Annotated in this window: 12 protein-coding genes and 1 other RNA gene; 5 read left to right on the top strand and 8 right to left on the bottom strand. The window is 41.8% G+C overall.

All coding sequences use genetic code 11. The annotated features are described in order from the left end of the window. Positions 1-116: 116 nt before the first annotated feature. Positions 117-599 carry an RHS repeat-associated core domain-containing protein gene (locus tag AC5FX4_RS07885; protein WP_493605888.1) on the bottom strand — a complete coding sequence of 161 codons (483 nt, stop codon included), beginning with the start codon at positions 597-599 and terminating at the stop codon, positions 117-119. 214 nt (positions 600-813) lie between these two features. Here AC5FX4_RS07885 and AC5FX4_RS07880 point away from each other — a divergent pair. Next, positions 814-1973 (top strand): IS3 family transposase gene (locus tag AC5FX4_RS07880; protein ID WP_493605887.1). Its coding sequence is split into 2 segments (ribosomal slippage): positions 814-1063 and positions 1063-1973, totalling 1161 coding nucleotides; the frame shifts between segments, so codons are not numbered across the junction. Positions 1974-2021: 48 nt separating this feature from the next. Here the strand turns inward: AC5FX4_RS07880 and AC5FX4_RS07875 are convergent. Beyond that, complete coding sequence (locus AC5FX4_RS07875; RefSeq protein ID WP_493605886.1) at positions 2022-3992, bottom strand: AIPR family protein; 1971 nt, start codon at positions 3990-3992, stop codon at positions 2022-2024. 102 nt (positions 3993-4094) lie between these two features. Beyond that, on the bottom strand, positions 4095-4817 hold the full coding sequence (locus AC5FX4_RS07870) for a hypothetical protein (protein WP_493605885.1): 723 nt from the start codon (positions 4815-4817) through the stop codon (positions 4095-4097). 158 nt (positions 4818-4975) lie between these two features. On the opposite strand from AC5FX4_RS07870, the gene AC5FX4_RS07865 reads away from it, so the two are divergent. The 3 genes from AC5FX4_RS07865 (at position 4976) to AC5FX4_RS07855 (ending at position 8231) form a co-directional block, all read left to right on the top strand. Then, a complete protein-coding gene (locus tag AC5FX4_RS07865; protein WP_493605884.1) occupies positions 4976-5527 on the top strand; it encodes a recombinase family protein in 552 nt (183 codons plus the stop codon). A gap of 33 nt (positions 5528-5560) precedes the next feature. Further along, entirely contained in the window at positions 5561-6427 is an 867-nt protein-coding gene (locus AC5FX4_RS07860) for an FRG domain-containing protein (RefSeq protein ID WP_493605883.1), read from the top strand. Between the two features lie 94 nt (positions 6428-6521). Continuing rightward, on the top strand, positions 6522-8231 hold the full coding sequence (locus tag AC5FX4_RS07855) for a hypothetical protein (RefSeq protein ID WP_493605882.1): 1710 nt from the start codon (positions 6522-6524) through the stop codon (positions 8229-8231). Positions 8232-8311: 80 nt separating this feature from the next. Here the strand turns inward: AC5FX4_RS07855 and gmtX are convergent, their stop codons facing one another. The 5 genes from gmtX to AC5FX4_RS07830 all read right to left on the bottom strand — a co-directional run bounded on the left by gmtX (position 8312) and on the right by AC5FX4_RS07830 (position 14302). After that, on the bottom strand, positions 8312-8950 hold the full coding sequence (gmtX, locus tag AC5FX4_RS07850; RefSeq protein WP_493605881.1) for a gamma-mobile-trio protein GmtX: 639 nt from the start codon (positions 8948-8950) through the stop codon (positions 8312-8314). Next, a complete protein-coding gene (gene gmtZ, locus AC5FX4_RS07845) occupies positions 8943-11531 on the bottom strand; it encodes a gamma-mobile-trio integrase GmtZ (RefSeq protein WP_493605880.1) in 2589 nt (862 codons plus the stop codon). The genes gmtX and gmtZ overlap by 8 nt, the downstream gene beginning before the upstream one ends. Then, positions 11528-12997, bottom strand: a complete 1470-nt coding sequence (gmtY, locus tag AC5FX4_RS07840) for a gamma-mobile-trio recombinase GmtY (RefSeq protein WP_493605879.1) — start codon at positions 12995-12997, stop codon at positions 11528-11530. Before gmtY ends, gmtZ begins: the two co-directional genes overlap by 4 nt. A gap of 183 nt (positions 12998-13180) precedes the next feature. Continuing rightward, positions 13181-13277, bottom strand: an RNA gene (ffs, locus tag AC5FX4_RS07835) — signal recognition particle sRNA small type. Between the two features lie 128 nt (positions 13278-13405). Next, a complete protein-coding gene (locus AC5FX4_RS07830; RefSeq protein WP_493605878.1) occupies positions 13406-14302 on the bottom strand; it encodes a DUF3014 domain-containing protein in 897 nt (298 codons plus the stop codon). Positions 14303-14461: 159 nt separating this feature from the next. Between AC5FX4_RS07830 and AC5FX4_RS07825 the strand changes: the two genes are divergently transcribed. Further along, positions 14462-15616, top strand: a complete 1155-nt coding sequence (locus AC5FX4_RS07825; protein ID WP_493605877.1) for a patatin-like phospholipase family protein — start codon at positions 14462-14464, stop codon at positions 15614-15616. Positions 15617-15623 lie beyond the last annotated feature (7 nt).

The raw sequence follows: 15623 nt of genomic DNA, 5'->3' as shown, positions 1-15623 counted from the left end.
TTTTTCTATATTTTCTAACCTGCCCGCCATTACTGCCTTTTGGTCTTGCAATTGTAATAGTTTTAGCTCCACTTCCATCAGAATTTTTTGTCGAAGTTGAACCGTGCGTACCTATATTACCGCCTTCTGCCGTTGCTTTTCGTCCATTTTTTGGCTTTGCCTTGAACATCATCTGCTTTTACACCCGGATTTAATACCCTCACTTTATCATTACCGGATTGTGATTCAGACATCCCATCAAGCTCTTTTACAAATGAGTCAACTTCATCTGCTGTACCTTCATTATCTGACATATCAGTTAAATCGGACGACTCATTCAAAACACTAGCAATTTCGACTGCGGCCTTAGCAAGCATTACCCCTGGGTGCCTAGAAACAGCCATACTACCAGCTTTACCCATCGCAGCTCGGTGTTGACCAACGGATACACCGCCGGGTCGATTTAAGTAGCTTTCTGCTGCTTGGCCATCAGGATCTGTATACTTATACGGATTGTTATTCGCATAAGCATAACGGTTAAAGCTATGTGCATCACGGAATCCGATTGGATCATTCGAATAGAAGCGTCCTATAACTGGATCATAGTATCGTGCCTGCATATAAATTAGTACTGGCTACGATACAAGCATAAACCGCTTAGGTTAAGTTATCGCGTCGCTAGAGTTAGGATTTTGTACAGTGAGTTTAAATTACCGTAATAACCATCGATATTTGCTTGAACCCATTCATCTTTTGATATGTCAGGCTGTTCTGGTCTAATTCAATCGGACACTTAATTTTGAGACAATATCGTCAATAGATTAAGGAAATGATATGAGCCTAAAAAAATCACATAAAAGCTACCCTCAAGATTTTAAGGATGAAGCCGTTTTGATGGTGACAGAGCAAGGTTATAGTGTTGCAGAGGCGGCCAAGTCACTTGGCGTTGGTACCAGCCTGCTTTACAAGTGGAAAGAGAAGTTCGAAGCACAGCAACAAGGTAAAGCTTTAGAAGAATCTGAGCTGGATGAACTTAAACGATTGCGCAAAGAAAACAAACAATTACGCATGGAGAAAGAAATTCTAAAAAAGGCCAGCGCCTTCTTTGCAAAGGAAATGAAGTAAAATTCAGTTTTATTAAAAAACAGTCTGGTCAGTTCCCTGTTATCTTACTCTGTTCCGTTATGGGAGTGAGTAAGTCCGGTTATTATGACTGGCTTAAGCGCCCTGCAACAGTCATTAGCTTGGATACGTTGAAGTTATATCGACGCACCCGTCGCCTTTTTGAAAAAAGCCGTGGCAGCTTAGGGAACCGTGAAATGGTAAAAAGATTGCGCAAAGAAGGCTATCAAGTTGGTCGTTATCTGGTTCGTAAAATTATGCGTCGCTTACGCCTTAAAGTCACACAACGCTTAGCTTACAAAGTGACAACAAAGCGTAAGTACTCCGATTCAGTGGCTAACAATCTACTGAACCAGAATTTCAATCCCACGGCTGCCAACCAAGTTTGGGCGGGCGATGTGACTTACTTAAAAACAGGTGAAGGCTGGATGTATTTAGCCATTGTGATGGATTTATATTCGCGTCGTATCGTAGGTTGGTACGTCGATAACCGCATGACGACAGATTTGATAAGTAAGGCATTAATGAAAGCTTACAATCTGCGACAGCCACCGAAGGGGCTGGTTTTTCACAGTGATCGCGGTTCACAATATACCAGCAAGCAATTCCGTAAGTTGCTAGCGAGCTATGGAATGAGAGCGAGTATGGGGGATGTTGGAGCGTGTTGGGATAATGCCGTTGTAGAGCGCTTTTTTGGCAGTTTAAAGCACGATTGGCTATTCAAAGTTAACCAGCCAACAAGGGAATTTATGAAGCAAGATGTGGCCGCTTACATGAAGTATTACAACATAGAGCGGCTGCATTCAGCTAATGGTGATCTATCCCCAGTGGAGTTTGAAAATTATCAACTAAAAGTGTCCAGTTATGGTTGACCAGAACACATGTCTCATGTTAAGGGAAGTGGACACAATATAAGCATGCTAAACAAGCAGCTGAACATTTGACGCTTGCACGCCTTTTCTACCAGTAATAACTTCATACTTTACAAATGTTCCCTCTTTGCGCTTAACCCAAGGCACTTCACTTAGCCCTGTAACATGCACAAATATATCCCCGCCACAATCTCTATCAATAAACCCATAACCTTTAATATCATCAAACCATCTCAGAGTTCCTTTTTCAGATGTTCCAGCTTTTGGTTCAGGCTCAAGCGCCACAGCATCTTCAGGTATATGTCTAAAGTTCTTTAGTAATATCTCAGTGAACGATTTTAAACGATCTGGTGTATTACCATTCATTCCCGGCTTTGAAGTATGAAGAGCGCTACTAATCACCGAAACTATATTGCAACAAACTTTTGAAAACTCTTCTTCATTCCTAACTTGTTCGATCATCTCCATGCTAATCGGAGTTATTTTATTACTATTCATCTTAGGTATGGCTATACCCATATAGTGCACTCTCAGTAGCATCAAAATATGATAAATGTACTTTCTCATACTCTTCGAAATTACCCTTTTGTTAATCAATCTATTAACCATCACAAAAGCTAAGCCTGCAGCAAAATAGGGAGCTGGTTTATGGTCCGATACAAAAAGCTTACTCTCATATGCTTTCAACAATTCACCATAGTATCTTGGATGACTGTGGGGCTCGTTTAGAAACATTGCAACAAAAGCTTTTGTTTGAGTGGTAAGAGAAACTATATTGTTTTGCGGAATTGGATCAAAATAATACTGTTTTGACCTCCTCTCATAATAAACTCTAGACTCTTTGTTTTGAATAGCCTCATTGGAGTTGTAAAAATCTTCAATATCTTTATGAAATGGAGAGAGCGATTCAAGAGCTTCTGGCATAACAGCTGTTTGCCAATTCGTTGCTTTAATGACTTCAGTAATAATTTCACTATCATTTGTTGCGACAAGTTTAATAGGTATAAATGTCTCAGAAGTGATGGACTCTTTATGCTCAAATAAAACGTGTGTTGTTTGACAACCATTTACAATCTGGAAATCCGAAATTCTAAAATTGTCACCCGTTCTTGTTATATTTCTCGCAACTATAGTTACACCATTATTTAATAGAGGAAATCTTCCTATCGTTTTCCCCCCTATAGTACCTGCAATATCTCTATTTACAGGGTTATCTCCCTGGTAATCTCTCACATTATCGTAAAAAAGGTTTCGGTTTAGCTCCCCATCATCGCTGGTTATTAGTTTTAAATATTCTTTACCACTCAATAAACCCAAATAGGCCTCATCTACTCCATTTATTGATGGAAAAGTAGCAGTCTTGTCGAATCGGATCTCCCTTGAAACCCCCCTTTCTAGCTCTCTATATACTTCTTTGAGCATACTAGCATCTATAGGTACAGCCTCAACATTAGAAAATAAGTTCGTTTGTTGAAGAGTTTCTTGTCCACTATGCAAACGAGCTGAGGGCTCAGGTTCGCTATTCCAGCAACCAGTCGTTACGTAGTACACGTAGCAAGTGGGGTTGTCATCCATTGCTATACTTAGATCGTAAACGTGATTTTTCAAAGTTCTTAGTAATTCAACTTCTTCATTAAATCTGATTTTGGGTTCATTTGAAAAAAACTGTGTTACACCATATAGAAATGTACCTATGCCTCCAGCATCAAACTCAGGTGAGGTTTTGGCTTGAATAAATACGAACTCGAAATTGAGCCTCCTCAGTCGACTATTAAAAAAACGCAAATCTTCAACACTCCTTACAGGACGACCGTTTACTAAAATTGCAATACTGTCAATTCCACCATCATTTCCACCTCCCGTTTTACAGTCTTCAATATCTATAACTTCACACGCGTGAAATTTTTTCAAAACAACCGATGTCGCAAATGCTTCAAAAATTTCAGAACTTTTTTCATTTGCTATGCTTGATGCTTCAGCAAAGCTCTTAACAAACCCATTGAGGACCAAATCTTTCATAAAGGAACTCCTTTTTCACAATTTTATTAACTTTATTCTTGTCAATCAGATTGAATAGTCATTGACATTTTTTGATAAATAACTCTGTATTTCATCTTGCTCTTAACTCTTACACTTATTTTCATATTTGAGCATAAGCCATCTATAACTGCATGGCTTTAGCTCAACTAAATCAGCCTCACGCCTTTCAGCGTTGAGCGTATCAAGCTGCTCAAGAAACAGGTCATAAACCTTTTGATACCTCACCACCGTATGAGTGCGAAGGTATTCATTAATCACGTCATCAATTAGGTCATGTACTTCTTGAGGCAATTGCTTGGTGCGATTGCCTTTGGCTTTATGCCTTGGCATCAGTGCGTGTTTATCCCAGCCGCTTTCCACAAAGGTTTTGTTCCAATGAGCTAGCGTGCGCCATGATGGTGGGCTGCTATCGTTTATCTCCGCCGCCTTTTGGGCAATAAATGGGGTTAACCATTTCTCGGTATAGGCTGGAACGCTTTGCTCAATTGCGCCTTGCACATACTTATAGCGTCGCTCCATTTCTTTTCTGGATGCAACATCTTCGGCAGTTTCAGCTTTTGGCTTTTTAACATTACTGAGTGGTTTAAAGGTTAATTTGGTTGGTAGCTCACGCCGTGCGATGGTTCTGAGCTGGCCGTTTGACACCAGTTGCTCAAGCCTTGGCTTCGCAAAATTAAAACGCCCGCCGCTTTCAATGTCCGTCAACACCACATCAGTTCCCGCAACGCTTTCAACCGCAAAGTAAGAGCATGAGTGTTCTGATAGGCGTTTTACTAAAATCAGGTCGGGGTTTTGCAAGTCCATTGTGATGGCGTTTCCTAAAACAGCGGCAAATCATAGTTCAAATAGCGTATACCCTAATTGAACATCACCAATACCAATTAAAAATGTTCATTTAGGGTGGTTTAAGGCGTTAGTACGCACTATGTTTATTTAGTCTAGATGCTAAATGAACAATTGCCATGAGTAAGATTGGATATGCGCGAGTTTCGACCACAGATCAGTCTTTAGATTTACAAGTAGCCAAACTTGAAGAAGCAGGTTGTGACAAGGTGTTTACCGATATGGCATCAGCGTCGAATACCAAACGCGATGGGTTTCAAGCCCTACTTAGCTACCTTCGTGCTGGTGACACGTTAATTGTGACTCGAGTCGACCGCATCGCTCGTTCCGTACTCGACTTACAAACCTTAGTGAACCTCCTAAAATCCAACGATATTCAGCTACAAGCGCTAGAGCAGCCCATATCAACCGACTCAGCCTCAGGCAAAGCTTTTCTAGATATGCTCGCCGTGTTCGCAGAGTTTGAGCTCAATATCAGAAAAGAGCGCCAGCTCGAGGGTATTGCAGCTGCTAAAAAAGCGGGTAAATACAAAGGCCGCAAGCCAATATCTGAAAATGTAAAACTTGATATCCACCGCTTACACAAGCAAAATCAACCTATTACAACAATCGCTAGAGAGTTAAAGCTCTCTAGGAATACGGTTTATAAAGCTATTAAATCAAAAGAATAGCTTTTAGCGGCAGACAATCATAAGGAAAATTTAGTGATTTCAAGTGTGGGGCAATTCTTAGATCTGATAGCAGACCATGATATCGATTTTTGGTACCGAGGTGTTGGTGATCTAAACTTCAAACCCAGTTCACAAGTTGAATGGCGTGGACTAGATAAGACGAAAGAAGACACTGTTTCATACAGGTTTCTCCGTGATTACGGCAAATACTCAGAAACAGAGAGCCACAACCCATGGAAAGTTTACGCTCTAATGCAACATCATGGTCTGCCAACTAGGCTACTAGACTGGTCACGTTCGCCTCTGGTTGCATTGTTCTTCGCCGTTACCCAAGAGCCTCTATCTGAAAAAGGTCAAAGGGCAATATGGGTTCTTGATCCACACGCCCTAAATAAATTAGTGACAGGATTGAATTTGATATATTGCCCTTCGCAAATGGGCAACAGAAGAGTTTTTAACGCTCATGAAGTAGGAAACCCTGACTATATCGCTGAAGGAGGATTGTTATGGTCTAACTTTGCAAAAAGTGATGACGAAACAACTGATATTGAATCGCACTCTTTAGATGAGTATTTACCATATCCCCTCTTTTTGCTTTCACCATCAAATTCTTTAAAGTCATTTACTTGGGAATATCCGCTGGCAATTGAAGCTAGCTCTTTAGATGGTAGAATGGATTTGCAGCACAGTGCCTTTACGATTCATGGCAATAATAATGAACCATTAGATACGTTTTTAAAAAGGCACAACCGAAGCGATATTTTGAAATGTATACATATTGAAAAAGGGGCTGAACACGCAATCCTAGCTCAGCTAAGCAAATGTGGGATCAATAGAGAAAGCATCTTTCGTGATTTGGATTCCCTGTGCAAAAGAATTATTTCTGATGTTTTATTTTAAGTCAGGAACTGCCTTTTCAAACTGACTTAGTCTAATATTCACAATATATTAGTAAAATCAAAAATTTATATAATGAGAAACGAACGGTGTCATTATGCTACAAATCAATTCAGGGAAGCTGTTTAAAAATGAAGTAGAATATAGAAATAACTTGAGAGGTATGATCTATACAAACCTTCGGTTTCCGAGAGATGTTATAGTAGAAACAGCAGCTGGCAGACTCCTTCCTGCCATAACAGCAGATTCTACAAACGCGCTAGTATATGAGTTAGAGGAGTTGATTGAGAAAAGGGGAGAACAGCGAGGTATTTTAGTTTCGCATTCAATTACTCCCTATGCGTTAGATTTCTCCGTTATAATATCTTTTGCTTTAGATTGTACGGCCTCCCCAAGCAACTTTTTAGTGGAAAGGTTGCTTTCTGAACGCCCGAACCTTTCTACTAGGACAGCCCCCAAAAGTATAGTGAAACGAACTTTTGATTCGAATATATATTGCACTAAAGAAGATATTTCACATTTTACTTGCCTAGTATCAAAGCTTATAGGCATGAAAAGGAAGAGTTATCTAAGCATAATGAAATCATTAAGGTCATACGTGACAGGAATGCAGCGTATAAGTGATGATCTTGAACTTGCTTATACTTTGATCGTCGCATCTATTGAATCTTTGGCTCAGGAATTTGATGGGCACGTCGCTGCGTGGGAAGATTATGACCAATCAAAGAGAAGTAAAATAGACAAAGCCCTCAAAGATGCTTGTCCAGAAGTGTCAAAAAATGTTCAAAACGCTATTCTAGAAATAAACCATACTTCTCTAGGCCGCAGGTTTAAAGATTTTTCACTATCTTATACTAAGCCTTCATTTTATCGCTTAGAAGCAGAGCAAGCTCTCGCTCCAATATCCTCCTTCGATTTATCAGCTTCTTTATCAAATGCTTATCAAGCTCGCTCGCAGTATATCCATAATTTAAGAAAGCTACCCAATGAGGTTACTTCTTCAACTCCATTTGCTGAAACCTGCATGGTAAACAATAAGCCATGGATGACGATTCAAGGACTCTCCAGGCTTGCTCGACACGTGATAACTGAGTTTATTATGAGCCAATCAACAATTGAGCATGAAGACTATGATTACGATCTAGAGCGTGCAGGAGTAGTTCTTCTTCCCTTGGCACCGCAATATTGGATTGGAAATCCCGTTAACTATGAGAATAATGGAACAAAAAAACTAGGAGCATTTCTAACTCAATATGTATCGTATTTAAGACAGTCACCTGATGCGATTGTCACTGATTTGAAAGAGCTGCTCTTAGTTGTCGAAAAGAAAATCTCTGAAATGCACAAAGATGACAAGCGCGCTTATGCGACACTTTACATACTTTATAACTGTTTTGTTGGTACCAACGATAGAATGGCTAACGCGGAGCGCAATTGCTCTGGTTTTGACAAATATATTCCAGAAGATTCTATCGAGTCATTAATTATTTGGTGCCTTTTAGGTCATAAGCCGGATATAGGTGTAGATGTATACTACAAATCACTCATGGAATACTTTAAAACTAGAAATAACAAGCTGACATTAAGAGTTCCAAGCATTATTGAGGCTATATTAGTCTTAGAGCTAGCTGAGTTATATCGCCAATCAGAGCAGATGCAACAAGCAAAGGAAATGATATCTATTGCCATTGAATGTATGCCAGGAAATTCGCAGTTACTAAACCTTGAACACAATTTCATATCTATTGATAATTACGTAATTAACTGGAAAAACACTTTATTTCCTGCAAACAAATTGGAGGGTTAAGTTGTACCAGATTCAAACGAGTTCATCGCCCATTCTACACCACAGTATTACTTTGTAGCTCTTTTAGAAAGAAAACAGAATTAAACCATCTTCCTCAACCCATTCACGTACCCGCGCTTATAAATTTCACTCCCATCAGCGTCTTTGACTTGACCTGTAGGCATAACTTCCCAGCCTTGTTTATTGAAAAGTTCATCCGAAATTGCCGCTTTAATGGCTTCAACTTCCAGCGGTACCAGTTGTTTGTTTTCAATTGTGGTGTTGGTTTTATCGCCTTTGGTTCTGTCTATAAACAAGTCTGAGTTGGCTTTTAGCGTATTAAGTTGGTCACGGTATTTGTTACGTTCGGCAATCAGTGAGCCTACTACGGCTCTAATCACAGGGTCGTCGATGGTATCAAGAATATGTTGGTCATTGCTGTTCAATAACTGCTTTTGGCGCACTGAGAGTGGCTTTTTACATGTTGTGCCTGCATAGGCTGCCCAAGCCTCAATTAATTGCTGAAAATGCTTACCTGTGCGATTACGGATGGTTTGTGTTGATGGGCCGCCTTGCTCTTTGGACAGCCGCCCGATCGTTGCCATAGAAAAGTCGAGAGGCGTTATTCTACTTTGTTGCTCAAGCACAGCATTCAATACCGTTAAAGCATTGGCGGTTCTTGTGGTGGCGCTTGCGCATAGCTCTTGCAGCACTAGGGTTGGGTCAACTGGTTTAGCCATTTTTCTTCACTCCTAAAGTGGCTGTTGCCATGTTTGCTAATGTTCTGATGCTAATGCCTGTGTTACTTTCAATCGCTTGTACACCTTGCTCGAGTAGGCCTGCGTCTTTCAAGTAAGCTTCAGTATCAAGGTAAGTTGAAAGCATTGTCATGGCTTTGCTTTTGTCTGGCTCTTTAGTGGCATTTAGCATGGCATTGACCATCACATTACCAAGCTTAAGCTGCGCTTCGTCGTCGAGCTGCATCAGGATTGGTTGGTAGCCCATGCGCATCAGCATGGTGTTTAGCATGTTTGATCTGTGATTAATGGCCGTGGTTTTCTTTAAATCGTCTTTTAAGTCTGCAAATACTTCTGCGTCATCGCAGATTTGGATCAGCTGCCTAAATTCAGGTTTCGTGTCTAAAAAACTAAAAAATGGTGATATGTCTTGTGCCGAGCCAAGCGCAATCACTTTATCTTTGCGGTCGTGCTCTTCCCTATTTTGCTCAATACTTAGTACCTTACGGATCACCTGAAAACACGCAACTAAGTCTTTACAGTATTCATCGGCTTCAGATTTTTGTCGCTCAATACGCCTGTCTATGCTGTTTAGCTGGTCACGCTTGTTAAATGGTGTGCCATTAACCTCACAGAAATACTCTTCATCCAATAAGCTCGCTTGCTCGCCCTCGAGTTCCGCAGCAATTTTGGCCGCTTCTGTGGCGTGATAACTTAGGTTGTTAAAGTGAGCCGTAAGCGATTGGATGTAGCGAATGCTGGTAATAAACCAGCGGCAGCGAATACAGTTTTCAATACCATGGGGCACTGGCGCGTGTAGATCGGCTTGGTTTCGATTCGCTTTTTTGAGTTTATCTCCGCCATTCCAACACCCAGCAATTGAGGCATGTTCAACCAAGGGCGAGGTGTTGCCTCCAGCTAAACAAATGCCTATCGACTTTTCTTGCCACCCAGCTGGGTTACGCACTCTCAATGCAGTTTGTAGCGATTCAATGTCTTTGAATGCAGCTTGTAAGCCGATTTCTTCAATGGATTTATTGGCCAAGAATGACTGTAAACTATCGTCTTCTTTGTCGATTATTTTGCCTTCGGCCTCGCGCATTTTCTTGGCCATCATCACAGGCGTGAGCTTGGTGTAGTGCAAAGTCATGATCAAACGACTGTGGCCAACCAACAGCTTTGACAATATCGGTGTGGGTATTTCCCCCTCAATGGCGTAGCAAGTGATCAACGAAACGCGTAGTGCATGCAACGGGAATAGCGGCCTTCTGGCATTTTGAGGGTCAACAAAATGCACTTTGGCACCATCTCTTAAAGTATGCTCTTTTTTCGCCACATCGTGCTCGAGTTGGGCAAGCAAAGCCACCCAAAGCGCGTTAACATAACCATCTGTAATTGGCATGCGCCGTTCGCGCTTACGATACGCAGCGGCATTGCGAAACAAAAAGCAAATATCACCAATTTCACTGCGCTGAATTTTGGTCTTGGTGCTGCCAAAGTGTTTGTAATCTAAGTCATAAATAGAAGTTGGCTTGTTGATTGGATTGTACTTTTCTTGCCAGTTTCTGAGCTTTTCTAACCAATACAACACCTCTTCGTGTTGCCATGGGATCACGTATCCCCGAGTTATTTCATCTTTGTTTCTATCTGCGGTTTTATTGGTATTTATGTACATACCCGTCATCACATCACCAATATCTGGCGTAATAATGCGGTGGAATACCCCTTTTTGCCATGGGCGCTTATCGCTGCCTTCAGCAAAATGATGTTGCTCATTCATTCGCCACTCGCCATTGCTGTAACGCCATGTATCAGCCTCGCCCGAATCCAGCATTCGCACTTGAAAAGTTCGCAAAGGTAGCTGCAATTTAAGGTATAAAGCCATGGCACGAACAGGTGACCAAATTAAGTAAATACTGTCACCCTTTTCTAAGGTTCTAAGTGCACCATCTATTCTTATTTGCCGCTGTTTATCTAGCGTGTGTTTTTGCCAAACACAATCGGGGTCTGCTTTGTCTATCACCGACTCATCAACCAAAATCCAGTCTTTTAAAAAGCGAGCGTTGGTGAAGAAGATCTCACTGTAGTCGATGGCCCACTTCCATTGCTTAAAGTGACCCCGAGGCGCGGGGCATAATATGCTGCGCAGTTGCTTAATATAGGCGTAGGGTAAAGCGTTGTAGACAGTCTCCTGTCTTCTTACAGGGCTTTGTTCTTTATCAAAGGGGTTTTGAAATAGCGGCACAAGATCGCCATTATCATCTAGCTCTGAGTAGTAGGTATCAATTATCCAATCAATAAAGCGGCATACATCGTTGTTTTGCCTAACACGGTAGCCTTCGTTCAGCTCAAACGACATAAGAAATTTGTTGTAGTCTTGATCTGCTAGTGTAAATAGCTCAATGGGATCGGTAATAAATCGCGGTACCAGGTATTCATCTAAAAAGCGAGCGATTGCGGCGCGTGAATGATCAATGCCGTATTGCTTTTGTTCAAGCCAAGTTGAGGCCAGTTCCCGCCAAGTCTCCCAGCCAGAACCGTTTTTCTTGATAAACCAATTGAACTCATAATCCTGTGTTTTCATGGTTTATATCTCCTTAATTTAGGGTACTTACCGCTAAATAGCCCATCAGGATCTATATCTTCAAAGCCCGATTCCATCACGTTTTGCCAGCTCACGCTGACGTCTTCTTTAAACTCGGCATAGTGTTGGCCATCAAGGTTTTTTGACGCTCTTTCACATGCCAACGTCACATCTCTAATACTCGGTTGGGTATATACAGCTTGTGATAACAACGAAGCGTGGTGGAGTGCCTTTTTGATCAGCCTTGGATCAATGCCCGCACTCGACATACGTCTGCCATAAGCATGACGATGGGCATGTGGGGTTCGTCCTTCAGGTTTTGATACAACAAGGTTGATACGAGCCATGGCCGCTTTATAACTTTGGTTAAACGCATTTAGGGTAAGCGATTGACCTTCGTGTGTTTGTGAAAACGATACAAATGCGTAAGGGTGCATTCTTGGCAACGGTAATAGGTAAAGTAAGTATTGCTGCCACAACTTGACAAATAGCTCACCGTAAAAGGCTGGAAACCAGTGCAGTTGAATGTAGTTTTCGTCATCATCAACCACTTTGGTTTTCCAGCCAACTCGAGCGGTACCCGTCATGCGGTTACGAGGAATTAAGTTGAAGTTCTCAGCCAAGTACGCTGCGCGTGTTTTTTGTCGTTTGCGGCCAGTCCAATTATTTGGTGCTCTGCCATCTTCAGGATGATACAAGCGTACTATCACACCGCTTGGGTTTTCTGGGTCGTAAAACACATCATCCACCCAAAGGTGCAAAGCATCGCTTTCGCGTACACCAGTGCCATGCATTAGCAACACAATAAGCTGGTCACGCAGTGCCACGCGTTTATCTCTGGCTTTGCCCAAGCCTTGAATAAAAAAAGGTTTAAAGAGCTTTTCTGGAAATGAAATGGCATCACCATCAACCTTGAGCACATCCTTTTTACCGCATACCTTGCGCACTGTTTTAAGCACACTGGGTAAAGGGTTACTTTTGATATGGCCTAAAAAGTTGTACTGATTGCGCTTGTACCATGCAGCATAGTTAAGGCGTTCTTGATGAGAGCTGGCTTGTTCAAATGGATTTAAGCTAGTTGTATTTCTGTTATTGGCGAGCCAATCCGTTAAGCCATTTAGCGCAGATAAAAGTTGATTTACGTTTGCTGTAGAGCGAGGTAACCAATATAAACCCGATGGATCATTCCCCTCAGGACTAATGGTACCCAACGATAAACGCATTACAAATGATTGAAATAACTTACTGGCGTCTGAAAATAACCCTGTGTTGGCTTCCATGTACTCGAGAAAAAGCTGGCAAGCAAACGTAATGCGATTCATCCATGGCAAACTTTTAATGTGCGACTGACTTATAACGTAATCAAGTAAGGGATCGAATACGCCATATTCGCTAAGCAACACAGGTACTTCAATCAATAAACCTGAATTATCTGTTTTAACTTGCGCAAGAACTTTGACTAACACGGTAACTAAACCAATTAGTGCTGAAGAGTTTTAGTAGATTAGTATAAGAAATGCTATTGATCTAATGAACTGAGATCTAGTTTTTTACTTTAAAAAGATAGGAATTAGTATGTTTTAGTATAGTTTTAAGTACTATTAATAAGACTTACACTTCAAACAACAAGAAAAGAATTTGGGTGGTAGTCTTACCAGCCACATCCCGGCACACAAGTCATCCGCTGTGGCTGCTCCCTTCCGGGCCTGACCAGGTTCACGAACTATTGTTGCGAGAGGACCAATAAGACCACCATAGTGGGCCTTGTTCGGCGCGGTGAGGATTATCTCTAGTTTCGCCTTGGGTTGCAAGGGGTAACTCGGTAATTACTGACTGACTGCTTAAACATCAAACAGTCAGTCGTGTTTTTGGGGTTAGTTTAAAGACTTTTTCAAAGCTTCTAAGCGTTGTTTTACTTTTTTCATGTTCTCTGGGCCCATGCGTAAAAACTGCTTTTGTGCTTGAGACAGCTCTTCCCACTCTGGGTATGCATAGCGATAAGTCACGGAGTCTTTAATCAGTGGGATATTGCTTTGTGGGATTGGCGTATCAAGTAACTCATCGATTGCTTCACTTAAAGTTGTATTGAATTCAGCACCTTCGTAGCCAATTTCTTCATACGCTTGTGTAATTAGTGGTTTAAATTGATTCATTAAACGAACAATTTGGGCGGTGCTCATGCTGGAAATCATATCTACATAAGGGGTGTAACGCTCAAAACTATTGGGATCGGTCACGACAATGTCGCCCTCGAGTGCCATAAATGGTTCAGCTGGCTTTGTGACTGGCGTATGCTTTTTGGCTATTTTGCCTTTGGCAAGGTTATCTACAAACACAACGCCACGGCGAACCATGTCATCACTTACAAGCAATGCCAGCGCTTTTTCGCTCATCAATTCTGCAAGGCTTGCTTTTATGGCTGCGTCACTGTCATCAAGCTCTGGTAATTGTGGCTCACTCGGCGCTGCCACAGCCACTGTAACGGGTTGTTCTGTACGTGTGGATTGCTCTGGCATAGTCACAGTTTGAGGCGCTTCTTTCGTTTCTTCCTGTGGCTGTGTTGTTGCCGTGTTTATTTGTTCAGTTGTTTGTGTTTGCTGCGCAACGACATCTTGTGAAAACTTGCTGTTGTTGCTGTGCTGTTGCTCATTTTGTTTTGATAGTACAAAAACCACCACAATCACTAAGGCAACAAGCACAATGGCAGCAAGTAGCATTTGGCTGTGAGAAGGTTTGCTATTAGCGTTGTGCTCTGAACTGGGCTGTGACATAGCTGCTCCATAAAAAATTAGCTTGAAAAACAATATTCTTTTGAATATTTGAAAATTAAAACATAAAGTAAAACTTATAGCACTTATAATGCGATGATAGCAGCGCTAATTTTACTGACGAGCGATTTTTAAAAAAGTTCATTGTTTTTTAGAGGTTTTATGAATTTAAAACAACGCATGGCCAATCAACCCAAAACCGCCTTACTTTTAACAGGTGGTGGCGCTCGAGCTGCTTATCAAGTGGGAGTATTAAAAGCCTTGGCGTTAAGTATGCCGCGTACCGCCCCAATTCCCTTTCAAGTGATCAATGGTACCTCGGCGGGCGCGATTAATTCTGCCGCCTTGGCGTGTTACGCCTCTTGTATGCATTTGGCTGTGCGCAAGGTTGAGTGGGTATGGCGCAACTTTCATTCGCACATGGTGTACCGCAGCGATTTTTTAGGTGCCTTTGGTTACTTGCTGGCGAATGCCATGCGCAGTTTTCAATCGAGTCATATCAATCACCCACCTGCGAGTTTGTTGGACAATGCCCCGTTGCGTAAATTACTCAACGAGGTGTTGGATCTTACGCGTATTGAACGCAATATTCATAAACAGTTTTTAGATGCCGTGTCGGTTACGGTATCGAGTTATTCAACGGGACGCTCAGTGGCTTACTACCAAGCAAAAGATGCACAGCCATGGCAAAGAGCTAAGCGTGAGGGTGTACCTGGGCGAATTTCGCTTGATGTGTTAATGGCATCTAGTGCCATTCCTATGGTTTTTCCGAGTGTGCGCGTTAAACATCATTACTATGGTGATGGCTCTATTCACCAATTATCTCCGTTAAGTCCATCGATTCATTTAGGGGCTGAGAAGATTTTTGTGATTGGTGTCGAGCAGCCCAAAATACGTGCACCACTGGGCTACGAGCCTCATTTTCCGGGTATGTCGGCCGTTGCCGGTCACTTACTAGACAGCGTGTTTAGCGACACCTTGCAGTCCGATCTAGAACGCTTACAGCGGGTTAATCGCACCATTGGCCTATTGCCTGCCAAAGCAAAAGACAAACACAAAGAGCTTAAGCCCATTGAAACGCTGGTTATCAACCCCACAGTTAATTTTAGAGATATTGCCGAGCAGTATTACGACGATATGCCCTTGGCCATTAAGTTACTGCTGCGTACCATTGGTGTTAAACGACACTCATCTTCAAGTTTAACAAGCTACCTCTTGTTTGAGAAAAACTACACTCAACGGTTAATTGATATTGGCTATCAAGATGGTTTGGAACGCCTTGACGAGATCCGCGTATTTTTGGGGCTTGATCAGTAAAGCAAGC

The organism is Pseudoalteromonas sp. ATL1 (assembly GCF_058933015.1).
The sequence above is the reverse complement of the archived record's forward strand: the minus strand, read 5'-3'. Positions and strand labels throughout refer to the sequence as shown.